The sequence below is a fragment of the Plantactinospora sp. A48 genome (genome assembly GCF_055793945.1).
The window spans coordinates 1-24,091 of the sequence record NZ_JBTIXF010000056.1 but is presented as its reverse complement, the minus strand read 5'-3'; the positions used below and the strand labels follow the sequence as shown (position 1 = coordinate 24,091).

Here is a 24,091-nt window from a genome sequence, read left to right as displayed (position 1 = left end):
GAAGTGAGTCGGATTCGTCTTTGTGGCCTTCTACGGTGACGTCATGATCGCACTGGTGACAGCGCTGCTGCTCTACTGCGCGGGCTTCGTTTTCCTGTACGGGGTGGTCCGGATGTCCATCCGGCACGCTCTCCAGGACATCCATCGGCTTCACGAGGAAACGCTGCTCGCCGATCGGCGAGCGGCACTCGAGGAGCGCACCTTCGACCGGGAGAACGCCTACCTGGCCGGCGGTTGACCCGTCCCGGGCACTTCCACCCGGCCCGCCTCTGATCGTCGCGTCGGTGCCGACGCCGGAACGTCAGCGCGTCCCGGCCAGCGGGTTCACCGGCCGGATGCGAGGATCGCGGCATGTTGGGCACCCTGAAGACCGAACCGGCTCTGACCCGTACCGACCTGTTGGCTCCGGCCGTCGCCGAAGCGGTCGCGGGGTGGCCGCCCGACGCTCCGGTGCGGGCCGACGACGTGCTGGTCGCGCCGATCGACGCCACGCTGGCCGACACCGCCGCGTTCTGCTCGGCGTACGAGGTTGGCCTGGACGTCTCGGCGAACTGCGTGGTGGTGGCCGGGAAGCGGGAAGGGCAGATCCGCTACGCCGCCTGCGTGGTGCTGGCCACCACCCGAGCCGACGTCAACGGTACGGTCCGGCGGCTGCTGGACGTGCGGAAGGCGAGTTTCGCCCCGATGGACGACGCGGTGCGGCTGACCGGTATGGAGTACGGCGGGATCACCCCGATCGGTCTGCCGGACGACTGGCCGCTGCTGGTCGATGCCCGGGTCGTTGCCGTGCCACACGTCGTCATCGGATCCGGGGTCCGGCACAGCAAAATCGTGCTTCCCGGACCGGCGCTCGGGGTACTGGCGAACGCGCGGGTCGTGGACGGGTTGGCACGACCAGCTTGATCTTTGCGGTCTTGTCGGTCCGGTTGGTCCTGGTGGTTCTGCCGGGACCAACCTGGACTGTCGGTCCGGGTGGGCTGGCTTTATCTGCGGCCATCAATACTGTTGCACGTGAAACAATGACTCGCGTCAGCGATGGTCCCCGGGCTGTGCGTCCGGCTCGGCTCCGGGTGCGTTCAGGCGGTGATCTGGTCGCGTACCTGGCGCTTGAGTCGGCCCAGGATGGCGGTGCCGCCGCGTACCCGCAGTGGGCTGATCGCCTGGGCCAGGCCCATCCGTTGGTAGAGGTCGTCCGGTACCGCGAGCACCTCCTCGGCGCTGGCCCCGGCCAGACCCTCGGCCAGGATGCCGGCGAACGCCCGGGTGGTCGGCGCCTCGGGCGGGCAGTCGAACCAGGTGGTCACGGTCCGGTCCGGGTTCACCTCGGCACGCAGGAAGAACGCGGTCTGGCACTCCGGCACCTGCTCCATGCCGGTCCGGTCGGCCAGCGACTCGGGCAGCGGCGGGACGGCGTCGGAGTATTCGAGCAGCATCTCCAGGACGACGTCCCGTGGCGCCGAGGCGAACTCCTCGACGATCTCGCCGAGCTTCGCCGGCATGGCCTTGGGTGACGACATGCCGAAAAGGCTACTGCGCAGGCAGGTCAGTCGTTTGCCGCCTGCCCGCTGATCTCTCCGAGCGCCGATTCCGGATCCATCCGGACGGCCAGATCGCCCAGGGAGACGATGCCCACCAGTTGTCGGTCCGCGTCGCAGACCAGCACCCGGCGTACGCCACGGTCCCGCATCAGGGCGGCCGCCTCCGACGCCGTCGAACTCTGGTCGATCATCACCACCTCGCGCTTGGTGATCGAACCGATCGAGGTGCTGGCCGGGTCTTTCCGTTCGGCGACCGCCCGCACCACGATGTCGCGGTCGGTCACCATGCCCATGATCGACGCGCCGTCGGTCACCACCACGTCGCCGATGTCGGCATCCTGCATCGCCTTGGCCGCCTCGTCCAACGGGGTGTCCGCGGACAGGTAGACCACCTGCTTCGTCATCACGTCGCTGACCCGGTACTGAGTCATGGGGGAGCCTCCACCTTCGAAAGCGCTTGGCCGTGGTCGCCGCCTCGGCCACGGCTACTCATACCCGCCACGGCACCGGGTTCAACCGTGGTACGTCGGTCACCGGTACGTCCGTTCGTTCACCGGTGGCCCGGTTCCGGACCTCGACGTACCCCTCGGTCAGTCGGCGCCCGACCACGACGGTGCGAGGGATGCCGATCAGCTCGGCGTCGGCGAACGCGACCCCCGGTGACATCCCGCGGTCGTCCAGCAGGACCCGGTGCCCGGCCGCGACGAGCTGCTCCGCCAGGTCCGCCGCCGCCGCCGGCTGCGGGCCCTTGCCGGCTGCCACAACGTGTACGTCGCACGGCGCGACCGCCGGCGGCCAGGCCAGCCCCCGATCGTCGTGGTGCTGTTCGGCGACGGCCGCGACCAGGCGGGACACCTCGATGCCGTACCCGCCCATCACCGGCCGGACCGGTCGACCCTGCGGCCCGGCCACCTCCACGGCGAGCGCGTCGGTGACCCGGCGGCCGAGTTCGGAGAGACTGCCCAGCTCGATGCCCCGGCGGAGGGTGAGGATGCCGCCCCGGCACGCCGGGCACGGGTCCCCGGCCCGCACCTCGGCGGCCTCGATCGTGCCGTCCGGCACGAAGTCACGACCGCACACCACATCCATGGCATGCCGCCCCGGCTCGTTCGCGCCGGTCAGCCAGGCGGACCCGGCCACGACCCGGGGGTCGACCAGATAACGGATGCCGAGCTTGGCCAGCGCCTGCGGGCCGAGGTATCCGCGTACCAGGTCGGGCCGGGAGGCGAAGTCGTCGAACAGGGCCACCGACACCGGGTACAGGGCTGCGGCGACCCGGCGCAGGTCCACCTCCCGGTCGCCCGGCACACCCACCACCAGCAGCTCCGACTCCGTCGAGCCCGGCCGGCGCGCGGTGAGGACGACGTTCTTGAGCGTGTCCGCCGGTTTCCAGTCGGCCCGGCCGCCCAGCCGGCGCGCGTTGGCCACCGTCACCAACGCCGCGATGGTCGGGGTGTCCGGCGTGTCGTGTGTGCTGAGCGCGGGATGCGTCCCCGGGTCGGCGGGCGCCGAGGGCGGGGTGGTGACCGCCACCGTGGTGGCCGCGTAGTGGCACTGGGTGCAGCGTACGAAGGTGTCCTCGCCCGCTTCGGCGGGCGCCAGGAACTCCTCGGCGCTCGACCCGCCGGGGGCTGCGGCAACACACTCGTACGCCACGTCCAGCCGCTCGAAGATGCGCTGGTACGCCGACCGCACCCGGTGGTACGCCGTCGACGAGGTGGCCGGATCGAGATCGAAGGAGTAGGCGTCGGCGGCCAGGAACTCGCGCGACCGCAGCAGGCCGCCCCGGGGACGGGCGTCGTCCCGGAACCCGGTGCGCAGCCCGAACAGCAGCAGCGGCAGGTTCCGGTGCGACGGGCCCACGTCCCGGACCAGCGCGGCGGCCAGCTCCACGGGCTCCGGGGCGTACCGGGGTTCCGGGGTCGGGAACAGCACCTCCTGGCCGCCGACCGCGGCCAGTTCGGTTCGGATGACCTCGGTGACCCGGTCCAGGACCAGCCGGCCCAGCGGCAGCCAACCGAAGCCGCCGCCCGGACCGATCCGCCGGATGAACCCGGCGCGGACCAGCAGCCGATGGCTCGGTGCCGCCGCGTCGGCCGGATCCTCGCGCAGCGTCCGGATCAGCAGGCTCGACATGCGAAGCAGCATTGCCGAAGTTTACGTACCCAACCTGGGTTGATCATGAAGTTAGCGGCCTTTTTGATCTCCAAATCGGAGGTAACTTCATGATCAACGAGGGATGGGGTGGGGGGTGGGGGGCGCCACAGGGTGGGTGTGGGTGGGGAGGGGGTGGGAGGTGGGGTGCCAGACTGAGCGGCGCGAAAGATTGGAAGCTGCGGGTCGGAGGTCGGGCGTGCGCTGGCGCAGTTTCGTTGCCGTCGGGGACAGCTTCACCGAGGGCATGGACGATCCGTACCCCGACGGCACCTACCGGGGTTGGGCGGATCTGGTGGCGGTCCGGCTGGCCGCCGAGGCCGGGCCCGACTTCGGGTACGCCAACCTGGCGATCCGCGGCCGGGTCTTCCCGAACGTGGTGGCCGAGCAGGTGCCGGCGGCGCTGGCGATGAAGCCGGACCTGATCAGCTTCGCGGCCGGCGGAAACGACGTGCTGCGCCGCTCCTTCGACGGGGAGACCCTGGCGGCCCGGTTCGACCGGGTGATCGGGGAACTGCGGGCGACCGGCGCCGACGTGATCGTCTTCCGATTCGCCGACGTGATGGCCCGGTTGCCGGGGCAGCGGCTGGTCGCCCCTCGGGTGGCGATCCTCAACCAGGCGGTGGGCGAGACCGCCGAGCGGCACGGCGCGATCATGGTCGACCTGTTCGCCGACGACGAGTTCCTGAACCCGGCGCTGTGGGGGCCGGACCGGCTGCACCTGTCCCCGGCTGGGCACCGCCGGGTGGCCGGACACGTGCTCACCGCGCTGGGCGTCGAGTGCGAACCCGACTGGTTGCTGGTGCCGCCCCGACCGGCCCCCACGCCGTGGCTGGCCGCCCGGGGCGCCGACCTTCGCTGGGCCGGTCAACACCTGGCGCCGTGGATCCGGCGGCGCCTCACCGGCCGGTCCTCCGGGGACACCGTCTCGGCCAAACGCCCGCTGCTCGGACCGCTCACCGACTGAAAGGAAGGGCACCCTGTTATCGCTTTTTGTATAGCAGGGGCCCCCTGTTAACGACTCGCTCTGCCGGTGCCTTCCCGGCGCGGTCGCTGGCCGGTGCAGCCGCGCAGGGTTGACCGGGTGCAGCGGCGCAGGGCTGATCGGTGCGTCGGGACAGGGCTGACCGGTCCGTCCGCCGGGTCCGGACCGATCGGCGTACGTTGGGCTCATGCCAGTGCCGAACGATCCCAGTCCCGAACTCCAGTCGTACGCCGATCCGAGCCGCCTGGTGACCACCGAATGGCTCGCCGACAACCTCGGCGCGCCCGGCCTCGTGGTGGTCGAGTCCGATGAGGATGTCCTGCTCTACGAGTCCGGCCACATCCCCGGCGCGGTCAAGGTCGACTGGCACACCGAGCTGAACGACCAGACCACCCGCGACTACCTGGACGCGGAGTCTTTCGCCGAACTGTGCGCCCGCAAGGGGATCGGCCGCGACGACACGGTCGTCTTCTACGGCGACAATTTCAACTGGTGGGCCGCGTACGCCCTCTGGGTGTTCTCGCTTTTCGGCCACCCCGACGTACGGCTGCTGAACGGTGGCCGGCAGAAGTGGGTCGCCGAGGGGCGCGAGTTGACCCGGGAGAAGACCGACCGACCGGGCGCCGACTACCCGGTGCCGAGCCGGAACGACGCGCCGATCCGGGCGTACCGCGATCAGGTGCTGGCGCACATCGCCGCCGGCCGGCCGCTGGTGGACGTCCGGTCTCCGGGCGAGTACACCGGCGAGATGCTGCACATGCCGGACTACCCGCAGGAGGGGGCGCTGCGCGGCGGCCACATCCCGGGTGCGGTCAGCAAGCCGTGGAAGTCGGCGGCCAATGACGACGGTACGTTCAAGAGCGCGGACGAACTGCGGGCCATCTACGCCGACCAGCTCGGGCTGTCCGAGGCGGACGACGTGATCGCGTACTGCCGGATCGGCGAACGGTCGAGCCACACCTGGTTCGTACTGCACCACCTGCTCGGCTATCCGCAGGTCCGCAACTACGACGGATCCTGGACCGAGTGGGGCAACCTGGTCCGGTCCCCGATCGTGCGGGGTGACCAGCCCGGTGGCGTGATCCCGCCGCGCTGACGTACGTACACCGCGCGGTGATCTGGCGCGGTGCGCTGGCGTGACGCCGGCGCCGGCGCCGGCGGTGACCTGGTGCCGCGTGGTGCGACCGACGGCGCGCGGTGGTGTGCCACCGAGAGTGGCGCGCCACCGCGGCTGTGGGCTCGCACACAGTACCGGCTTCCGGTGACCGAGGGTCCGTGCTCGGCGGAGCCGGTCCGGGGCGGGCCGTCGCCCGATAACCTGCCGGAGTGGATTGGGTCTGGGCGGGGACGCTTGTCGTCACGGTGCTCGGGTTGGTCTGCGCCGGCGCGGTGGCGGTCATCCGCTACCGGTGGTGCCGCCGGTGCGGTCTCCCCGGCCGCACCGCCGGGCGGCGCTGTCTGGCCGAGGCCGGCATGCTGGCCGGCACACTGCCGTGGCTGTGGCTGACCCTCACTCCGCGTTCACACGCGCGGCTGGTCCACCTCATCCCCTTCAGCGACCTGATCGATCAGGTCCGCACCATGCCGGCGGGCTGGGTGGCCGGCCAGACCGTGGGTAACCTGCTGGTCTTCGCCGCGCTGGGCTTCTTCGCCCCGATCCGGTACGCCGCGCTGGCCCGGCTCGGGCGGCTCGTCCTGCTCGGCGCCGTCGCCTCCACCACCGTGGAGGTCCTCCAGTACGTCCTGAACATCGGGCGGGTCAGCTCGGTCGACGACATCCTGCTGAACGCCGTCGGAGCAGGTCTCGCCGGGTGGGCGTCGCGGCGCTGGTGGGCGGCGGGGACCGAGCCGGTCGGCACGCCGCGGCGGCCACGAGTCGCCGCCCCTCGCCTGGGCGGCGACCGGCCAGACGTGCCGGGAACAGCCGGCGGAACGTCGGGCGTGCCGGGAACAGCCGGCGGAACGTCGGGCGTGCCGGGGACACCCGGTGCTCAGCCGGGTCCGTCGGGCGGGTTCGGGATGGCAGGCGACCGGCCGGGTGCCTCGGACCTGCCCGGGATGAACGGTGGTCAGCCGGGTGTGCCCCGGCTCGGTGGCTGGGCCGACCCACCGGGACGGTGAGCGGCACGGCGAACCCCGATGAGCCGGGACGCGCCGGTCCGCCAGCCCAACCTGGGCTTCGCCGCCAGCTCAGCCCCGGCTTCGCCGGCAGCTCAACCTGGGCGTCGCCGGCAGTGTGGTCCCGGCTTCGCCGGCAGGTGGTCCCGGCTTCGGTGTGCGTCGCCGCGAAAGCGATCAGGAGGGCTGATCAGGGTGCTGTCGAGGCGGGGCCGGCTCGTCGGTCTGCTCGGGATCGCCGCGGCGATCCCGGTGCTGGAGACGGCACTGCTCGCCGCCTTCGAGTTTCCCAGCGCCGAAGGACTCGCGCCGCAGGGGTCGGCGCTGTGGCCGTACGACAGTTATCACGACCTGCGCTGGTTGCTCGTGTACCACGATTCCTGGCTGGTCTTCCTGCTCGGGCTGGTCGGCGCCGTCGTGTTCCGCGGACTGATCTCGGCGTCCCTGGTCGCACTCGCCTGGCCGGCGTCGGTGCGACGGCCGCCGGTCACCCGGCTGGTGCTGCGGAATCTGGTGGTGGCCGTCGTCTCCGCCGCCCTGATCTCCCCGCTCGCCGCCCTCGCCGTCGCGGCCTCGGTGGTGTCACTGTCCTGGTTCGTGTTCGCCTCGGTCGCACCGTTGCTGCTGCTCTCCCCGTTCCTGCAGCGGATCGGCGTCGGCCGCGAGTGGTCGCACGGGTTGCCGACCGCCCCGCTGGTCGGTTGGTCCCTGCTCGACTTCGTGGTGCTCACCGTCGCCGGAGCGGTGGTCTGGCGGGCCCCCGGCCTGTGGGGGGTGGTCGTGGCGGCGGCCTGCGGGGTGGTCAACGGCCTGCTCTGGCATCAGACGGTCCGGGCCGCGACGCAACCCACCCACGTACGGTGGTCCCGGGTGCCGGTGACACCGCTGGTAATCATCGTCGCGCTGCTCATCCCGCTGATGATGCAGGGGCGCAGCATGATGACCCCGGCCCGGGCGAACAACTTCCGGCCGCCGGTGCTGACCCGACCCCTCCCGGCCTCGATCCCGTACGCGATCATCGTGCTGGGCGGCCACGACTCCGCCTACGACGGCCGGCCGGCGGTGGATCCGGCGGTGCGGCAGTTCTCCTACGCCGGACTGGACGCAGGAGCCCAGCCGTTGCCGTACGAGATCCGGGACACCCATCGGTCCCTGGAGTCGAGCGCGGGGCTGCTGGCGGCCCAGGTCGAGGACCTGCACCGGCGTACCGGTCGGCCGGTGGCGCTGCTCGGCGAGAGCGAGGGTGCGATGGTGGCCCGGACCTACCTGCGGGACCGGGTGGATTCCCCGGTCAAGGCGTTGTTGATGTTCAGCCCGTTGGTGCGGACCGGACGCGCCTACTATCCGCCGCCGTCCGCGAGCCGTGGTTGGGGGCTGGTCGCCGGCTGGGAACTGCGCGGGATCTTCGGCCTACTCAGGATGGTCACTGGCTCCGACGACAGGCCGGACGAGCCATTCGTCCGATCCCTGCTCCAGGAGGCTCCGTTCTACCGGTTCCAGACGCTGTGCCCGGTTCCCGGGGTCCGGGTGGTCGCCTTCCTGCCCACCGTCAGCGCGGCCGAGACCCCGCCCGGCCCGTACGCCGGTATTCCGGTCTTCGAGACCCCTGGCCTGCACGGCGGTCTGCTCGGCCGACCGGTCATCCAGGACCGGCTGATCGACTTCCTGTCCGGGGCGTTCCTGGAGGAATCGCGTGGGGAGTACGGGGTCATCCAGGTGGTCAGCGCGGCCTGGCAGGCGCCGACCCTGGCGATCACGCTCAACCCGGTGTGGCGGTCGCAGGTCCCGCCCGGCCCGGTGTCCGGCCGGGAACGCGCCTGCGAGATCCGGTAGCTCCCGGAGCGGCCGAGGCCCCGCCAGCGGCCGGGCCGGGCCGGCGGGATACCGATCGGCGGGTCGCCGGCCGGGCCCGGATCGGACATAGGTCCAGGCCAGGTGGGAGATAAACCGACTTGTCCGGCGGCCGGCGGCCGCCGCGTTGACGAGTGTCGGCTGCCGGTCACCCGCCGATGGAAACCGGTTGATCGACGTGTGGTTAGGCTTGCGGTCGTGACGGTGGACCAACAGGCGGACAGCGCGGCCGTGACCGCGCCCCGGCGCCGCTCGCGGCGCGACGAGATCCTGGAAATCGCGGTCGGTCTGTTCGCGGCCCGTGGCTATCACGGTGTCTCGATGGACGACATCGGGTCGGCGGCCGGGGTGACCGGCCCGGCTCTCTACCACCATTTCGCCGGCAAGGAGGCGATGCTGGCCGCCGCGCTCGCCCCGGTCAGCGAGGGCCTGCTCGCCGGCGGTCGGGAGCGGGTCGCCGCCCACCCGGGGAATGCCCGGGCGGCGCTGGAGTCGCTCATCTACTTCCATGTCGAGTTCGCGTTGGCCAATCCCGCTGTCATCGCCCTGCACCTGCATGAGCTCGACCGCCTGCCGGAGGAGCCACGTCGGCAGATCCGCCGGTTGCAGCGGATGTACGTCGAGGAGTGGGTGGGCGTGCTGACGGTGCTCCGGCCCACCATGCCGGGAAGTGAGGCGCGGGTCCTGGCGCACGCGGCGTTCGGTCTGATGAACTCCACCCCGTTCCTCGGCGGTGAGGTCGACCGGGCCCGCCGGGCCGCCCTGCTGCGGGACGCCACCCTCGCCGCTCTGCTCGGTCCGTAGCGCCCGGCTCACCGGCCGGCGGTCCGGCACGAGGCAGGTTGGACCCCGCCAGCCCCGCCCGGGTAGGGCTGGCGGCCTCGGTCGGGGTGGGCCCGGCCTCGGTCGGGGTGGGGTGCCCACCTCGCTGAGGGTGGGGCGGCAGTCTCGGTCGGGGCGACCCGGGTTTCCGCCCCGAGGTTCGACGTGGTGTCCTGAACACTCGTTAAGTCGGACCGGGAGGGTGAAAATGATCGAGTCGTTGCTCGTCGCGAACCGGGGTGAGATCGCGCGTCGGATCATCCGTACCGCGCGACGGCTCGGTGTCCGTACCGTGGCGGTCCATTCGGAGGCGGACGCCGGGTTGCCGTTCGTGGTCGAGGCCGACGAGGCGGTGTGCATCGGCCCGGCGAACCCGGCCCTGAGCTATCGCAACGTCGAGGCGATCCTCTCCGCCGCCAGGTCCACCGGCGCGCAGGCGATCCACCCCGGTTACGGATTCCTGTCCGAGAACGCCGACTTCGCCCGGGCGGTCGAGGCCGCCGGCCTGCTCTGGATCGGTCCGTCGGCCGAGGCGATCGAGGCCATGGGCGACAAGATCAACGCACGGAACCTGATGGCCGCCGCGGGCGTACCGGTGGCACCCGGCACCATCGAACCGGCCGCCGACGTGGCGGCGGCGGTGGCCGCCGCCACCGAGATCGGCTACCCGGTGATGGTGAAGGCCGCCGCCGGGGGCGGTGGCATGGGAATGGGCGTCGCGTCCGACGAGGCGGGCCTGCGCACGGAGTACGACAAGGTGCGCGCCTTCGCCGAGCGGATGTTCGGGGACGGTTCCGTACTCATCGAGCGGTACTTCCCCCGGGTCCGGCACGTCGAGGTGCAGATCCTCGGCCTCGCCGACGGTCGGGTGGTGGCGCTCGGCGAGCGGGAGTGCTCGGTGCAGCGCCGCAACCAGAAACTGGTCGAGGAGTCGCCCTCCCCGGCGGTCTCGCCGGAGCTTCGGGACCGGTTCCTCGCGGCGGCGGTCCGGGCCGGCGAGGCGGTCGGCTACCGCAACGCCGGCACCGTGGAATGCCTGCTGGTACCGGCCGAGCGGGGCTCGACGGGCTCAGCCGGCGGCGAGGAATTCTTCTTCCTGGAGATGAACACCCGGTTGCAGGTGGAGCACCCGGTGACCGAGCTGGTTTACGGCGTCGACCTGGTCGAGGAGCAGTTGCGGGTCGCGGCCGGACTGGCGCCGACCTTCGATCCGGACGCCCTGGCACCGCGCGGGCACGCCATCGAGCTGCGGATCAACGCCGAGGATCCGAGGCGGTTCCTGCCGGGCCCCGGCGCCGTCACGACCTGGGTCGAGCCGGCCGGCGAGGGCGTACGGGTCGATTCCGGCTACGGCCCGGGTACGACCGTGACGCCGTTCTACGACTCGTTGCTGGCCAAACTGATCGTCTCGGGTGCCGACCGCGCCGAGGCGATCGAGCGGGCCCGGACGGCGGTGGCCGGATTCGAGGTGGCGGGTCCGAAGTGCAACCTGCCGTTCTTCGCCGAGCTGCTGGAGAACCCGGAGTTCGTCTCCGGCGACTACGACACCGGAATCGTCTCCCGGATGCGCTGACCAGCCCGGCCCGACCAACCCGGCCTGCCCGGAGACAGCCTGCCCGGGGACAGCCCGGCTTGGGCAGCCCGGGTCAGCCCGACCGGGACAGTCCGGCCGGGCTGACCCGGGCCCACCTGGAGTCCACCGGGCCGGGGCGGTACGTCCGGCGGTCGTCCGCGCCGACCCGCAGCCGGCTGCTCTCCGTCGTCAGCCGGCGGTGTTGTCGGACCGCATCTGATCGAGTTCTGCGGTCAACCGGTCGTTCTCCACCACCAGCTGGTCCTTCTCCGTCTCGCTCGCCGCGACCCGGCGTTCCAGTATCGCGATGCGGCGGTGCAGCGTCGCGGTCCGTTCATCCGGCTGGGTCTGCGCCGGCCGACCATCGTGCCGCCGGTCGCGGTCGGTCGCATCCCCGTCGCCGGTCGGTGGTGGCTCGCCTCGGGCCGCCTCGTACAGCCGCGCGAGGCGTTCCCGGGTGGCCCTCCGGTCTGCGTCCGGAACGACGGATTCCACCACCCGGACAACGGTCTGCCACGGCGGGCCCTTGCTCTCGGCCGTGAAGTGTCGGGAGAAGCGCTTTCGCCAGGCTGCGGTCTGGCCACGGAGGGGTTTGTTCCGGAACATCCGTTCGGCAAGTTTGTGCCAGGTGTCGACGGGTCCAATCTCCGGATGGTTCTCGACGATGTCACGCACCGCCAGCCCGTATTCGGATACCGTGGCGGAACCCCAGCGCTCCTCGTATGCGGCGGCGAGTTTCTCCCGAGGCACAAGTCGGTGCCGTGGCGTTCCCCCCTGACCGGCTGACGGTACTCCGAAGTCGGCGGGCATGTCGGTTCCTCCCCCAAGAATCTAATTCGTTCAACCCGTAGTTGTACCGCCTCGAACTGAACTGTGACGGCTGGTGACTGTGCTGTCAGTCAAATCTTGGCCGGGTAGGTGTCCGGGTTGATCCTGGGCCCTGGCGAAGAATCCGACCAGTTCTGGCCGGGTTGTCGTTGGGCCGGCCAAACGTTTTCGGGTTGGCCGGGTAACGCTGCGGCGACCCGGACACAAGATCGTCAACTGTTCTTCGGGGCCGTCGTTGGGTATGCGATGGCGAATTTTTTCGGCCAGGTATTCGATGCCGTTTTCGACCGATCGGTCGTGGGGTTTTCGTGGTGCGTCGAGACCACCAGATGTGTGATTGCCGAAGGAGAAAGATGAACCGCAATGGCGTCCGTCGACGCAGGCCCGAGTGGGCGCCGGAGAAGATCCGGCGGAATGTCATCCTGGTGCTGCGGAGGGTGGTCATCTGCGCGGATGGCGCGATCCTGATGGCGCTGGTGGTGGGGTGGCGAGACGTGATCGGCTACGCGGGCGTGCTCTCCACCACCCTCCGGTGCGTGGCGGACCTACTGGACGTACCGCACCAGTAATGATCCGCAGGGGACGGTCTGGACAGGGGTGGTTCGGGCCGCGCCGGTGGGTGGGATGGCTGGCATTCTTGGCGGGGACACACCCGGACGATGTCACAGCGAGGTGACCAGATGAGCCAACTGCCGGACTCGGTGTCGATCCGCGAGGTCGGCCCGCGCGACGGGTTGCAGAACGAGGACCCGGTACCCGTCGACGCCAAGGTGCGGTTGCTGGACGCGCTGTCCAGCACCGGGGTACGGCGGATCGAGGCGGTCTCCTTCGTCCACCCGAAGGCCATCCCGCAGATGGCCGACGCCGACGAGGTCTGGCGGCGCGCGGCGCGGAACCCGGCCGTCCGGTACTCCGCGCTGGTGCCGAACACCCGGGGCGCCCAGCGGGCCCTGGCGGCCGGTTTCACCGAGATCGAGGTGGTGGTCTCGGCCAGTGACACGCACAACCGGCGCAACGTGAACCGATCCACCGACGAGTCCCTGGACGACATCGCCGAGCTGATCGGCCTGCTGCACGACGCCGGCGCCACGGCGGAGGTCATCATCGCGACGAGCTTCGGCTGCCCGTACGAGGGTGACATCGACCCGAAGCGGGTGGCCGCCGTCGTGGACCGGGTGGTCGCGGACGGCGCCGACCGGGTCGCCTTCGGGGACACCACCGGGATGGGTACGCCCCGGCGGGTCCGTGACCTGCTGACGGCGGTCCGGGACCGGCACGCGGACGTACCGATGCTGCTGCACTTCCACAACACCCGCGGTACGGCGCTGGCCAACCTGTTGACCGCCCTGGAGTTGGGGGTGACCGAGTTCGACGCCAGCGTCGGCGGCCTGGGTGGCTGCCCGTACGCGCCCGGAGCGAGCGGCAACGTCGCCACCGAGGAGGTGGTGCACATGTTGCACGACATGGGCGTCGACACCGGCATCGACCTGGACGCGCTGCTGGAGGCGGCGGCGCTGGCCGAACGGATCGTCGGGCGGGAACTGCCATCCGGAGTCCTGCGCGCCGGCCCCCGCACCCGCCTCACCCCCCCACCAACCTGACCCACCCCACCCCACCCCGAACGCCAACGGCGCGTTGATCATGAAGTTAGCGGAAATTTTGATCTCCAAATCGTCCGCTAACTTCATGATCAACCCGCCGTTGGGTCGGGGGTGGGGGTGGGGTGGGGGTGTGGGTGGGTCGCGGTGTGCTGCTTTGATGGGATACCCTAACGATCGTTCAGGCTGGGTGGGTCGCTCGTGTTCGGGTGGGTGGTCCCGGCGCTGGTCGATCTTCGGGGAGGGAGCTGGCGTGACGCTCGACGGTGAGGCCCTGGAGCAGCTACGGAAGCGCGTCCGGGCCGGGGGGGCGGAAAAGTACCATGCGGCCAACGCGGCCAAGGGCAAGCTCTTCGCCCGGGAACGCATCGCGCTGCTGGTCGACGAGGGCTCGTTCGTCGAGGACTCGCTGTACGCCAACGCGCTCGCCGACGGGTTGCCCGCCGACGGCGTGGTGACCGGTCAGGCCACCATCGACGGCCGTCCGGTCTGCCTGATGGCCAACGACTCCACGGTCAAGGCCGGAAGCTGGGGCGCCCGTACGGTCGAGAAGATCATTCGGATCATCGAGCGGGCGTACGGCGCCGGCCAGCCGATGGTCTACCTGGTCGACTCGGCCGGAGCCCGGATCACCGATCAGGTCGACCTGTTCCCCGGGCGGCGGGGTGCCGGGAAGATCTTCTGGAACCAGGTCCGCGCCTCCGGGTCGATCCCGCAGGTCTGCGCGCTCTTCGGTCCGAGCGCTGCCGGCGGGGCGTACATCCCGGCGTTCTGCGACGTGGTGGCCATGGTGGACGGCAACGCCAGCATGTACCTCGGTTCGGACCGGATGGTCGAGATGGTCACCGGCGAGAAGACCACGCTGGAGGCCATGGGCGGTGCCCGGATGCACTGCGCCGAGTCCGGCGTCGGGCACTTCCTGTGCAAGACCGAGGCCGACGCGCTGGACGTGGTGAAGCGCTACCTGTCGTACCTGCCGGCCAACTGGACGCAGTCCCCGCCGGCCGCTCGCGCCGTCGACGCCCCGGCCCGGGTCGATCTGGCCGCGTTGGTTCCGGCGAGCGAACGACAGGCCTTCGACATGCGCCGGTACGTCAAGGGCCTGCTCGACGAGGACAGCTTCTTCGAGATCCAGGCGCTGTGGGCCAAGGAGCTGACCATCGGCTTCGGCCGGCTGAACGGCGAGGTCGTCGGGGTGGTCGGCAACAACTCGATGTTCAAGGGCGGCGTGCTGTTCGTCGACTCGGCGGACAAGGCCACCCGGTTCGTCCAGCTCTGCGACGCGTTCAACGTGCCGCTGCTGTTCCTGTCCGACGTACCGGGATTCATGGTCGGCACGGCGGTGGAACGGCAGGGCATCATCCGGCACGGCGCAAAGATGATCACCGCGATCTCCGAGGCCACCGTCCCGAAGATCTGCGTGGTGGTCCGCAAGGCGTACGGGGCCGGGCTGTACGCGATGGCCGGTCCGGGCTTCGAGCCGGACGCCACGATCGCGCTGCCCACCGCCAAGATCGCGGTGATGGGCGCCGAGGCGGCGGTGAACGCGGTCTACGCCAACAAGATCGCCGCGATCGCCGACGAGGCCGAGCGGGCGGCCTTCGTGGCCGAGAAGCGCGAGGCGTACGAACAGGACATCGACATCGTCCGGTTGGCCAGCGAACTGGTGATCGACGCGATCGTCGAGCCGGCCGAACTGCGTACCGAACTGATCCGACGGTTCGCCACGGCCCGCGGCAAGGATCGGCAGTTCTCCCGGCGCCGGCACGGCGTCACCCCCGTCTAGGCGCGACACCCGTGCCGGTCCGCCACGAACGGTCCGGAACGGCCATTCCCAGGAGGAACCCATGGACTTCCGGTTGACCGAGGAGCAGGAGGCGCTGCGCTCCAGCGTGCGCGAGTTCGCCCGCGAGGTCGTCGCGCCGGTGATCGCCGAGCACTACGAGCGGCACACCTTCCCGTACGACATCGTCCGGCAGATGGGCAAGATGGGGCTGTTCGGCCTGCCCTTCCCGGAGGAACACGGCGGGATGGGCGGTGACTACTTCGCGCTCTGCCTGGCCCTGGAGGAACTTGCCCGGGTCGACTCCAGCGTCGCCATCACCCTGGAGGCGGCCGTCTCGCTGGGGGCCATGCCGATCTACCGGTTCGGCTCGGCCGAACAGAAGGCGCAGTGGTTGCCGAAGCTGACCAGCGGCGAGGCGGTGGCCGGGTTCGGGCTCACCGAACCGGGATTCGGCTCGGACGCCGGCGGCACGGCCACCCGGGCCGTACTGGACGGCGACGAGTGGGTGATCAACGGGTCCAAGGCGTTCATCACCAACTCCGGCACCGACATCACCGCGCTGGTCACGGTCACCGCGGTCACCGGCACCCGGCCGGACGGGTCCAAGGAACTGTCCACCATCATCGTGCCGTCCGGCACGCCCGGCTTCACCGTGGCGCCCGGGTACTCCAAGGTCGGCTGGAACGCCTCGGACACCCACGAGCTGAGCTTCGACGACTGCCGGGTACCGGCCGAGAACCTGCTCGGTGAGCGCGGCCGGGGCTTCGCCCAGTTTCTGCGGATCCTCGACGAGGGCCGGATCGCCATCGCCGCGCTGGCCGTCGGGCTCGCGCAGGGCTGTGTGGACGAGTCGGTGCGGTACGCGGGGCAGCGGCAGGCGTTCGGCCAGCCGATCGGCAACTACCAGGCCATCCAGTTCAAGATCGCCGACATGGAGCTGAAGGCGCACACCGCCCGGCTGGCCTACTACGATGCCGCCGCCCGGATGCTCGCGGGCGAGGACTTCAAGCGGCAGGCGGCGATCGCCAAGCTGCACGCCAGCACGATCGCGGTGGACAACGCCCGCGACGCCACCCAGATCCACGGCGGGTACGGCTTCATGAACGAGTACCCGGTGGCCCGCTTCTGGCGCGACGCCAAGATCCTGGAGATCGGCGAGGGCACCTCCGAGGTCCAGCGAATGATCATCGCCCGCGACCTCGGCCTTTAGCTGAAAGGAAGGGCCCCCTGTTATCGCTTTCGGTATAGCAGGGGCCCCTTCTTAACATCCTGGCCGTGCGCTTCCGGCAGGGCATCCTGGCTGGGCGCTTCCGGTACGGCATCCTGGCCGGGCGCCTCCGGTACGGCATCCGACCGGTGCTGACGCCTCGCCCGGGCGTAGCCGATCAACAACGGCCTCCTCCCGGCTACAATGCGCCGGGCCGGGCCGGGCCGGGCCGGACCGGACCGGGCCGGACCGCGCCGGGCCGCAACGCATCGGCCGCAACGCGCCGGGCCGGGTTGGGCCGCAACGCGCCGGGCCGCGCCGGGTTGGGTTTGGGCACTTGATGAGGCGCCGCAGCGCCGCTGAGTGGACGGTTGCCCGTCGACCGCTGGGCAGTGGAAGGGCGTCAGCCGTTGTCGGAGCCGGCGGGGACAAGGGTGTGACGGAACGCTGACAGTCGGTCTGCCCATAAGCCGGATCCACCGCTCTGACCAGCATGTTTGGCTGTACGGGCACAAGCGGCATGCCGCAGGTCTCCCGCACTCGCTGGAGCAAACCGCATCGCCTCAACCACACCAAACCCAGTACACATCCGCGCCGCACCCACCAAACCCACCGCACCGTATCCACCACACCAAACCCACCCACATCCGCGGCGCACAAATCCGGTGCTGGTCGTACTCCGGCCCGGCTCGCGGTGGAGGTCGCCATGCTTGTCTCGCTGGGCCGGCTGTCGTGCCGGTACCGCTGGGCCGTGTTGGCCGGGTGGGCGACAGTGGTGCTGGCCGGCGTCATCGCCGGGGGCCGGGTGTTCGACCGGGCCGGTGACCAGAGCGGACGCGCCGACGCGCAGTCGCAGGTGGTGGCTCGCCGGCTCGGGGAGTTGCTGCCCGAGGGACCCATCGTCGTCGCCGTGGTGCGGGACCGTGATCCGTACGATCCGCCGCTGGTGGCGAGCGTTCAACAGGCTGCGGCGCAGTTGCGCGCCACGACCGGTGTCGCCGAGGTCGATGACCTGTACGAAGGGGCGGGTGGCCGGATCGGCGCCGACAATCGCAGCACCCTGGTTCGGGTCGAGTTGAACACCGGAATGTCCGATGCGGACCGGCACCGGGTCGAGGACCTGGTGGTCGCCCGACTGCACCGGATCGACGCCCCGCAGGTGCTGGTGGGCGGCGAGACGCTGGCCGAGCGGGCCTTCACCGAGCAGGCCGTCCGGGACGCGGCGCTCGGCGAGTCCGTCGCGCTCGGCGTACTCCTGCTGGTGTTGATCCTGGTTCTCGGCCCGGCGGTCGGGCTGCTGCCGTTGGCGGCGGCGGTCGGTACGGTGGCCGGCGCGCTGCTCGCGCTGTCCGCCGTCGGGCCGGGCGGCGGTGCCGGGGCCAACGGCGGACCCGGCGGCGGTGTCGGGGTCGACCAGTTCACCGTCAACGTGGTGACGTTGCTCGGCACGGGTCTCGCCGTCGACTACGCGCTGCTGCTGGTCGCCGGGTTCCGGCGGGAGCGGGCGGCTCGGCCGGCAGCCCCGGTGGTCGAACTGCTCGCCCGGACCACCGCCACCGCCGGCCGGACCGTACTGGCCTCCGGGTTCGCGGTCGCGGCGGCGATGGCCGGGCTCACCCTGTTCGGTCAGCCGTTGCTGGCCGGCATGGCCCTGGGTGGGGCCGTGGTGGCTCTGAGCGCGACGCTGGCCGCGCTGACCCTGGTACCGGCGCTGCTCGCGCTGGCGAACCGCCACGTCCGACCATCGGCCCGGCGGCGTCCGAGGGTCACGGTCGGTCCGAGGGTCACGGTCCGCGCGCTGGCCACGCTCGGTCCGTCGCTGTGGGTCCGGCTGGCGGCCGGGAAGAATGCCGCGGTACGGCTCGGCCGGCTGGCCGCGGTCCGGCGAGGACCGGCGGGTGTCGGGCTGCTGGGCCGGCTGGCCCGGTTCGCCCAGCGCCGTCCGTGGCCGGTGGCCGGTGCGGTCGCCGGGGTTCTGCTCCTGCTCGCCGTACCGTTCCTGTTCGGGGCCAGGCTGGCCGACTCCGATGTCCGGGCGCTGCCGGCGAACGTCGAGGCCCGCCGGGCGTACGAGGTCGTCCAGCGCGACTTCGACGCGAACCGGCCCCCGGCGGTGGTCGTGCTGCTGGCCGGTGACCCGGCGGACGACGCGGTCCGGGAGCTGATGAACCAGCTGGGCCGACTGCCGCAGGTCGCGCGGATGCAACCCCGTCCGGACGTGCCAGCCGGTACGACGGTGCTTGACGTGATCCCGTACGGCGAGCCGGGGGGCGCGCCGTCACGGGAGCTGGTCAGCGCCGTGCGGCGGCTGCCCACCCCGCTGCCCGTCCTGGTCGGTGGCCCGGCGGCCGAACTGGTCGACTACCAGCGCTCCGTCACCGACCGGCTGCCGCTGGCCCTGCTGGTGCTGGCGTTGTCCGTGGCCGTTCCGTTGTTCCTGCTCACCGGTTCCGTGGTGATCCCGGTCAAGGCGGTGCTGATGACCGCGTTGACCCTGCTGGCCACGCTCGGTGCGCTCGTGCTGGTCTTCCAACGGGGCTTCGCGGCGGCGCTGTTCGGGGTGCATCCGTGGGGCGCTGTCGACGTGACCACGCCGATTCTGCTGCTGGTTTTCGTCGTCGGGCTCTCCACGGACTACCAGGTCTTCCTGTTGGACGGGATAACCCGGGAGTGGCGTCGGGCCGGCGGACGGCGCGGCGTGGCCGCGACCGACCGTGCGGTGCTGGCCGGCCTGCGCCACACCGGGCCGGTGGTGACCCTGGCCGCCGCCTGCGTCACCGTCGTCTTCCTGGGCTTCCTGACCGGTCGGTTGACGGCGGTCAAGGAGGTCGGTTTCGGCATGGCCGTCGCGGTGCTGATCGACGTGACCCTGGTACGCGGACTGCTGATGCCGGCGCTCATGCACCTGCTCGGTGATCGCAACTGGTGGATGCCCGCCGGCCCGCGTCGGTCGTCGCGTCGTTCGTGCCGAGGGCGGCTGGCCCGCTCCCGCGCCACGTCGATCGGAGCGCCGTCCTGATTCCGGTGGCCCGGTTGTCCTGATTCTTGACTCAATGGTCAGTCGGTTCCGACCAACTGTCGGGTATCCGGTCGGCCTCGGTCGGCACATCGACGGAGCACTGCCCCGGGTTGCCCCCGCTGCGTACGCTTCGACCCCATGGCAGAGGATCATGGGACCGCCCGGGGACCGGTGACCCTCGACGAGTTGCTCCGGAGCCGGCGCCGGGCCGTCGGGCTGACCCAGCTGGAACTCGCGCAGCTGGCCGGGATCGGGGTACGGACGGTTCGCGACCTTGAGCGCGGCCGGGCGACCCGGCCGCAGCGCACCACCGTCGAGCTGCTGGCCACGGCACTCGGCCTGACGGGCGCGGATCGGGCGCTGTTCCTGTCCGCCGCCCGAGGGTTGGCGTCGGGGCCGGACGCCGGCCCGACTCCACCGGATCGACCGCGTCTGTCGCCCAGTCGCGGCCTGCCGGCTCCGGCCGACCTGACCGGGCGCGACCAGGATGTGGCGGAGTTGAGCGGCATTCTCGGCGGTCCGGACGGCGCCGCGCCCCCCGTGGTGAGCCTGGTCGGTCTTGCCGGGGTCGGGAAGACCGGGCTCGCCCTGGCGGTCGCGGCCCGGGTGTCGGCCCGGCACCCGGGTGGGCTGGCCGGGATCGTGATCACGGAGGGTTCCTCGGACAACGACATCCGGTCGGCGGCGGCCACCGTGTTCGGGGTGGCGAGACCCGACGACCTGCCGGGCCGGTTGGCGGAGGAACCGGCCCTGCTGCTGGTGGACGCCATCGAACGGCAGCCCAATGCGGTGGCCGAAGCGCTGCACTGGTTGACCGAGCGGGCACCGACGCTCCGGGTCCTGGCGACCGGCCGGCACCCGGTGGGTCTGCCCGGCGAACGGGTCTGGCCGGTGAGCCCGCTGGAGGTCCCGCCCGCCGACACCCCGGCCGACCTCGACATGCTCGCCCGGTATCCCGCGGTGGCGCTTTTCCTGCACCGGCTGAAGCAGGCTCGTCCCGAGCCGCTGGAGCCGGACGAACTGCCCGCGCTGGCCGAACTGGTCCGTCGACTCGGCGGGCTGCCGCTGGCGATCGAACTGGCGGCGGCCCGGGGCCGGATCCTCGACCTCAACGAGATGCTGCTCCGCTACGGCGACCGGGTGCTGGACCTGTCCGGACCACGCACGATCCGGCAGGCCGTCGCGGTCACCCTCCGGGACGCCGTCGCCGCCAGCTACCGGTTGCTCGAACCGCACGAGCGGGCCGCGTTGCGCCGGTTGGCGGCGTTCCGCAACCGGTGGTCGGTGGAGCTCGCCGAGGCCATGTTCGACGATCCGAGCTGGGACAGTTCGACCGGCGCGAGTGGTCCGATCGCGGACCACCCCACCGATCTCGCCGATCCGGCCGGCGCCATCGACCCGGCCAACCCTGTCGAGGTCACGGATCCGGCCGGTGCCGGTGAGGCCGGGCGACCAGAGGTCGGGTTCGAGATCGTGGCCGAGCGTGGGCCGGACGCCGGGTTCGAGGTCGGGTCGGTGGCGCCGGCCTCGCCGGCCGCCGTCGGCGCGGCGGGCCGGGCGATCGATCCTGTGCCGCTGCTGGACCGGCTGCTGGGACTGGGACTGCTCAGCGCGCGAGGAACCGGCCCGTTCCGGTTCCGACTGATCGACGTCGTCCGGGACTTCGCGGTCGAGCGGGCAGCGGCGAACGGTGAACTGACCGCGATCCGCCGGCGGCACGCGGTCGTACTGGCGAACGTGGCCGGTCGGATCGCGCCGGAACTCGTCGGTGCCAACCTGGTCCGGGCGGTCGTCGGCCTCGACGAGGTGACCGCCGACATTCTGGCCGCGCTGGCGCACGCGGCGATCGACGACCCGCACACCGCGCTGCGGCTCGCCGCCGCGTTGCCGCGCTGGTGGCGGTTCCGGGGGCGGGATGTGGCCGGTCGGCAGTGGCTACGTCGGCTGCTGGACGATCCCCGTACCGCCGACGCCAGCCCGGTGTTGCGGGCCTGGGCCCAGGTCGGAATCGCCCAACTAGCGCAGGAACATGGGGAGGGACCCCAGGAACTGACCACGGTCCAGCAGGCGTTGTGGCAGTTTCAGCAGGCGGGGGACGTGTCGGGGGAACTCGCCGCGCGAAGTGTCCTGTGTGGCCTTTACACCGCCGTCGGCGGGTACGACGAGGCCCGCCGGCACGGGGAGGCCGTGCTCGCGTTGGCCAGCCGGACCGGGCGGATCCGGGACATGGCGGTGGCGCAGAACAATCTGACCTGGCATGAGATCCGGACCGGTGATCTCGTCGCGGCTCGGCGGCGGTTGGCGGCGGTCGACCGGCTCGCGGCGCAGTGCGGCGAGGAACGGTTGCGGGTGCTGGCCCGGGCGAACCTGGCCGACGTGGCCAGACTCGACGGCCGCTATGCCGACGCCGTGCGGCAGGGCCGGCGGGTCGCGCGGGCGCTGGCTGATCTCGGTGACCCGGGCCACCAGCGGCGGGTCCTCGGCACGGTCGGCCTGGCCCTGGTCCACGACGGCCACCTCGGCGAAGCCGAGGCGGTGCTGGCGGAGCTGCGGGCCGGTGGACCGGTCCAGCTCGGCGAGACCGATCCGACAGCGTCCACCGAGAGCCCCGACCCGGCGGCGGCGTTCCGCGAGGACGGGATGGTCGCGCTGATCGAGGGCTATCTGGCGTTACGCCGGGGCGACCGTGAGTGGGCGGCGGAGTGGTTCGCGGCCGCGGCGCGGGCCAGCACCACCCACGCCCGGGATGCCCGGGAGGTGGTGGAGGCACTGGTCGGACTGGTGGCCAGCATCGACGACCCGGCCGGGAAGGCGAGCGCCCGGGAGCAGTTGGACGAGGCGTGCCGGGAGGCGGCCATCAGCCTGCTGCCGCAGGAGCGCCGCCTGATCGGGGCCGAGGACGTGGCACCGGTTGAACCTTCCACACCTGGCCAGGACCCGGCGCCCGGTCATAACCGGCCGTCGGTCTAGGACCCCGCGCCCCGGTCGGAACCGGCCGTCGGTCCGGACCTGGCCAAGACCCGGTGCCCGGTCGAAACCGGCCGTCGGTCCGGAACCCGGAGTCTGGTCAGAGCTGACCCGGAAATGGAAGCCGGCCGGCGTTGGCCCGTCAATATTGACGAACCAACGCCGGCCGGTTCGGCCCCGGAGGTGGCGCGGACAGATCGGCCCCCGACAGCCCCTCGCTCGCGTCCGTCCACGCCACGCCCCTAGCCCCCCGCCGAAGACAGTAGCCAGTGCGGTCGACCGCTTTGGGCCAGTATTTGGCACCTGTCGCACTCCGGGGGCGACTTCTGCCGGTCTTTCTGCCGGTGTCACGACTCCGGCGTGACCTCGGCGATTGCGGAACTGCCGGCGGTGGCACCAGGGTGTACCGCGTCACGAACCCTGCGTAACAAGTGGAGCAGTTGGTCGAGTTCGGCGGGGGTGAACTGGCCGGTGAACCACTGCTCGATGATCCGTAGATGGTCGGGCAGTGTCTCGTTCAGCCGGTTCCGACCCGCCTCGGTCACCACCGCGTACGAGCTGCGCCGGTCGGACGGGCAGGCCCGGCGGCGGAGCAGCCCGTCCCGTTCCATCCGGTCGACGACCCGGGTGACGCCGCTGGTCGACAGCGATGTCTGGGCGGCCAGGTCGCTCATCCGCAGTTGCCGTCCCGGTGACCGGGCCAGCCTCATCAGGACCTCGAACTCCACCGCGGAGAGGCCGTGCTCCTCCAGTTGCTCGGCGAACCGGGCGGCCAGCCCGGAGTACGCCTCGACGAGCAGACCTAACGCGGTGATGCGGGGGTCATCGAAGAGCTCTTCGGTCACCCGTTGATCCTAGCAGTACTTGACACGGGGAATATTGCACGCTCTATAGTTGCTCGAACAGCCGTTGAGTAAGTCAACGATTTCCCCCAGGAGGAGCGATCATGAGCACCGCCACCGGAGTGACCCGTGACTGGCAGGGTCTCACCATCCCGACCGCCGGTACGTACCAGCTCGACCCGGCGCACCGGCGGGTCGGATTCGTCGCGCGGCACATGATGGTGAGCAAGGTGCGCGGGCAGTTCGCCGACGTCACGGGCACCATCACCATCGCCGAGGAGCCGCTCCAGTCCTCGGTCCAGGCCACCATCCAGGCCGCCAGCATCGACACCGGACAGGCCGACCGTGACGGGCACCTGCGCAGCGGAGACTTTCTCGATGTCGAGACGTACCCGACCCTGGAGTTCCGCAGCACCGGCGTGACCTCGCACAGCGGTGCGGAGTTCGTCCTCGCCGGCGAGCTGACCATTCGTGGGGTCACCCGCCCGGTCGAGCTGAAGGTCGAGTTCGAGGGCGCGGGTCGCAGCCCGTTCGGTCAGGACATCTTCGGCTTCACCGCGAGCACCGAGATCGACCGCGAGGACTTCGGCCTGACCTGGAATGTCGCTCTGGAGACCGGCGGCGTACTGGTCGGCAAGAAGGTCAAGATCGAGATCGAGGGTGAGGCCATCCGGCAGGGCTGAACCCCGCCCGGCCCGGGTCCGAGCCCGGTCCCTGGGCTCGTCCCGGGCTCTGGGGTTTCTTCTTCTCCCGAAGAGGGAACAACTCCAACACAGAGCCCAACCGAGCTGGGGTCCGCCTGA

At 71.2% G+C, this 24,091-nt stretch carries 20 protein-coding genes; 15 read left to right on the top strand and 5 right to left on the bottom strand.

Going from position 1 to position 24,091, the window contains the following annotated elements; all coding sequences use genetic code 11:
* Positions 1–43 precede the first annotated feature (43 nt).
* Both ACXN5W_RS23750 and ACXN5W_RS23745 read left to right on the top strand, forming a co-directional pair.
* Positions 44–238 (top strand): hypothetical protein, encoded by a 195-nt coding sequence (locus tag ACXN5W_RS23750; protein WP_473160567.1) that lies wholly within the window; start codon positions 44–46, stop codon positions 236–238.
* Between the two features lie 116 nt (positions 239–354).
* On the top strand, positions 355–903 hold the full coding sequence (locus tag ACXN5W_RS23745) for a YbaK/EbsC family protein (protein ID WP_473160583.1): 549 nt from the start codon (positions 355–357) through the stop codon (positions 901–903).
* 173 nt (positions 904–1,076) lie between these two features.
* On the opposite strand, the gene ACXN5W_RS23740 is transcribed toward ACXN5W_RS23745, so the two are convergent.
* From ACXN5W_RS23740 to ACXN5W_RS23730, 3 genes are read right to left on the bottom strand one after another with little or no spacing between them, the layout of a single operon-like run.
* On the bottom strand, positions 1,077–1,499 hold the full coding sequence (locus ACXN5W_RS23740; protein WP_473160582.1) for a SufE family protein: 423 nt from the start codon (positions 1,497–1,499) through the stop codon (positions 1,077–1,079).
* A gap of 44 nt (positions 1,500–1,543) precedes the next feature.
* Positions 1,544–1,969 (bottom strand): CBS domain-containing protein, encoded by a 426-nt coding sequence (locus ACXN5W_RS23735; protein WP_473160566.1) that lies wholly within the window; start codon positions 1,967–1,969, stop codon positions 1,544–1,546.
* A 58-nt stretch (positions 1,970–2,027) separates the two neighbouring features.
* On the bottom strand, positions 2,028–3,686 hold the full coding sequence (locus tag ACXN5W_RS23730; RefSeq protein ID WP_473160565.1) for a His/Gly/Thr/Pro-type tRNA ligase C-terminal domain-containing protein: 1,659 nt from the start codon (positions 3,684–3,686) through the stop codon (positions 2,028–2,030).
* Positions 3,687–3,891: 205 nt separating this feature from the next.
* Here ACXN5W_RS23730 and ACXN5W_RS23725 point away from each other — a divergent pair, with 205 nt between their 5' ends.
* From ACXN5W_RS23725 to ACXN5W_RS23700, 6 genes are all read left to right on the top strand, one after another.
* Positions 3,892–4,659 (top strand): SGNH/GDSL hydrolase family protein, encoded by a 768-nt coding sequence (locus ACXN5W_RS23725; RefSeq protein ID WP_473160564.1) that lies wholly within the window; start codon positions 3,892–3,894, stop codon positions 4,657–4,659.
* A gap of 205 nt (positions 4,660–4,864) precedes the next feature.
* Positions 4,865–5,773, top strand: a complete 909-nt coding sequence (locus ACXN5W_RS23720; RefSeq protein ID WP_473160563.1) for a sulfurtransferase — start codon at positions 4,865–4,867, stop codon at positions 5,771–5,773.
* Positions 5,774–6,003: 230 nt separating this feature from the next.
* On the top strand, positions 6,004–6,798 hold the full coding sequence (locus ACXN5W_RS23715) for a VanZ family protein (protein ID WP_473160562.1): 795 nt from the start codon (positions 6,004–6,006) through the stop codon (positions 6,796–6,798).
* A 192-nt stretch (positions 6,799–6,990) separates the two neighbouring features.
* Positions 6,991–8,628, top strand: coding sequence for an alpha/beta fold hydrolase (locus ACXN5W_RS23710; protein WP_473160561.1), 1,638 nt, complete (start codon positions 6,991–6,993; stop codon positions 8,626–8,628).
* A gap of 249 nt (positions 8,629–8,877) precedes the next feature.
* The gene (locus ACXN5W_RS23705; protein ID WP_473160581.1) at positions 8,878–9,450 is read left to right on the top strand and encodes a TetR/AcrR family transcriptional regulator; all 573 of its coding nucleotides are present in this window, start codon (positions 8,878–8,880) and stop codon (positions 9,448–9,450) included.
* Between the two features lie 226 nt (positions 9,451–9,676).
* Positions 9,677–11,041, top strand: a complete 1,365-nt coding sequence (locus ACXN5W_RS23700) for an acetyl-CoA carboxylase biotin carboxylase subunit (RefSeq protein ID WP_473160560.1) — start codon at positions 9,677–9,679, stop codon at positions 11,039–11,041.
* 189 nt (positions 11,042–11,230) lie between these two features.
* Here ACXN5W_RS23700 and ACXN5W_RS23695 read toward each other — a convergent pair whose 3' ends face one another.
* A complete protein-coding gene (locus tag ACXN5W_RS23695) occupies positions 11,231–11,716 on the bottom strand; it encodes a hypothetical protein (protein ID WP_473160559.1) in 486 nt (161 codons plus the stop codon).
* A 506-nt stretch (positions 11,717–12,222) separates the two neighbouring features.
* On the opposite strand from ACXN5W_RS23695, the gene ACXN5W_RS23690 reads away from it, so the two are divergent.
* The 6 genes from ACXN5W_RS23690 to ACXN5W_RS23665 all read left to right on the top strand — a co-directional run bounded on the left by ACXN5W_RS23690 (position 12,223) and on the right by ACXN5W_RS23665 (position 22,449).
* Positions 12,223–12,438: a hypothetical protein gene (locus tag ACXN5W_RS23690; protein ID WP_473160558.1), complete on the top strand. Its 216-nt coding sequence runs from the start codon at positions 12,223–12,225 to the stop codon at positions 12,436–12,438.
* A 111-nt stretch (positions 12,439–12,549) separates the two neighbouring features.
* On the top strand, positions 12,550–13,470 hold the full coding sequence (locus ACXN5W_RS23685) for a hydroxymethylglutaryl-CoA lyase (RefSeq protein ID WP_473160557.1): 921 nt from the start codon (positions 12,550–12,552) through the stop codon (positions 13,468–13,470).
* A gap of 250 nt (positions 13,471–13,720) precedes the next feature.
* Positions 13,721–15,253: an acyl-CoA carboxylase subunit beta gene (locus tag ACXN5W_RS23680; protein ID WP_473160556.1), complete on the top strand. Its 1,533-nt coding sequence runs from the start codon at positions 13,721–13,723 to the stop codon at positions 15,251–15,253.
* A 61-nt stretch (positions 15,254–15,314) separates the two neighbouring features.
* On the top strand, positions 15,315–16,463 hold the full coding sequence (locus ACXN5W_RS23675; RefSeq protein ID WP_473160555.1) for an acyl-CoA dehydrogenase family protein: 1,149 nt from the start codon (positions 15,315–15,317) through the stop codon (positions 16,461–16,463).
* A 703-nt stretch (positions 16,464–17,166) separates the two neighbouring features.
* Positions 17,167–19,479, top strand: a complete 2,313-nt coding sequence (locus ACXN5W_RS23670; RefSeq protein WP_473160554.1) for an MMPL family transporter — start codon at positions 17,167–17,169, stop codon at positions 19,477–19,479.
* A gap of 138 nt (positions 19,480–19,617) precedes the next feature.
* On the top strand, positions 19,618–22,449 hold the full coding sequence (locus ACXN5W_RS23665) for an ATP-binding protein (protein WP_473160553.1): 2,832 nt from the start codon (positions 19,618–19,620) through the stop codon (positions 22,447–22,449).
* 344 nt (positions 22,450–22,793) lie between these two features.
* On the opposite strand, the gene ACXN5W_RS23660 is transcribed toward ACXN5W_RS23665, so the two are convergent.
* Positions 22,794–23,291: a MarR family winged helix-turn-helix transcriptional regulator gene (locus tag ACXN5W_RS23660; protein ID WP_473160552.1), complete on the bottom strand. Its 498-nt coding sequence runs from the start codon at positions 23,289–23,291 to the stop codon at positions 22,794–22,796.
* A 101-nt stretch (positions 23,292–23,392) separates the two neighbouring features.
* On the opposite strand from ACXN5W_RS23660, the gene ACXN5W_RS23655 reads away from it, so the two are divergent.
* A complete protein-coding gene (locus ACXN5W_RS23655; RefSeq protein WP_473160551.1) occupies positions 23,393–23,971 on the top strand; it encodes a YceI family protein in 579 nt (192 codons plus the stop codon).
* The last annotated feature ends 120 nt before the right edge of the window (positions 23,972–24,091 follow it).

Coding starts and splice junctions, on each gene's coding strand:
- ACXN5W_RS23730 (WP_473160565.1), bottom strand. CDS start 3,686: ATGCTGCTTCGCATGTCGAGCCTGCTGATCCGGACGCTGCGCGAGGAT.
- ACXN5W_RS23735 (WP_473160566.1), bottom strand. CDS start 1,969: ATGACTCAGTACCGGGTCAGCGACGTGATGACGAAGCAGGTGGTCTAC.
- ACXN5W_RS23665 (WP_473160553.1), top strand. CDS start 19,618: ATGGCAGAGGATCATGGGACCGCCCGGGGACCGGTGACCCTCGACGAG.
- ACXN5W_RS23700 (WP_473160560.1), top strand. CDS start 9,677: ATGATCGAGTCGTTGCTCGTCGCGAACCGGGGTGAGATCGCGCGTCGG.
- ACXN5W_RS23690 (WP_473160558.1), top strand. CDS start 12,223: ATGAACCGCAATGGCGTCCGTCGACGCAGGCCCGAGTGGGCGCCGGAG.
- ACXN5W_RS23720 (WP_473160563.1), top strand. CDS start 4,865: ATGCCAGTGCCGAACGATCCCAGTCCCGAACTCCAGTCGTACGCCGAT.
- ACXN5W_RS23740 (WP_473160582.1), bottom strand. CDS start 1,499: ATGCCGGCGAAGCTCGGCGAGATCGTCGAGGAGTTCGCCTCGGCGCCA.
- ACXN5W_RS23655 (WP_473160551.1), top strand. CDS start 23,393: ATGAGCACCGCCACCGGAGTGACCCGTGACTGGCAGGGTCTCACCATC.
- ACXN5W_RS23675 (WP_473160555.1), top strand. CDS start 15,315: ATGGACTTCCGGTTGACCGAGGAGCAGGAGGCGCTGCGCTCCAGCGTG.
- ACXN5W_RS23685 (WP_473160557.1), top strand. CDS start 12,550: ATGAGCCAACTGCCGGACTCGGTGTCGATCCGCGAGGTCGGCCCGCGC.
- ACXN5W_RS23670 (WP_473160554.1), top strand. CDS start 17,167: ATGCTTGTCTCGCTGGGCCGGCTGTCGTGCCGGTACCGCTGGGCCGTG.
- ACXN5W_RS23750 (WP_473160567.1), top strand. CDS start 44: ATGATCGCACTGGTGACAGCGCTGCTGCTCTACTGCGCGGGCTTCGTT.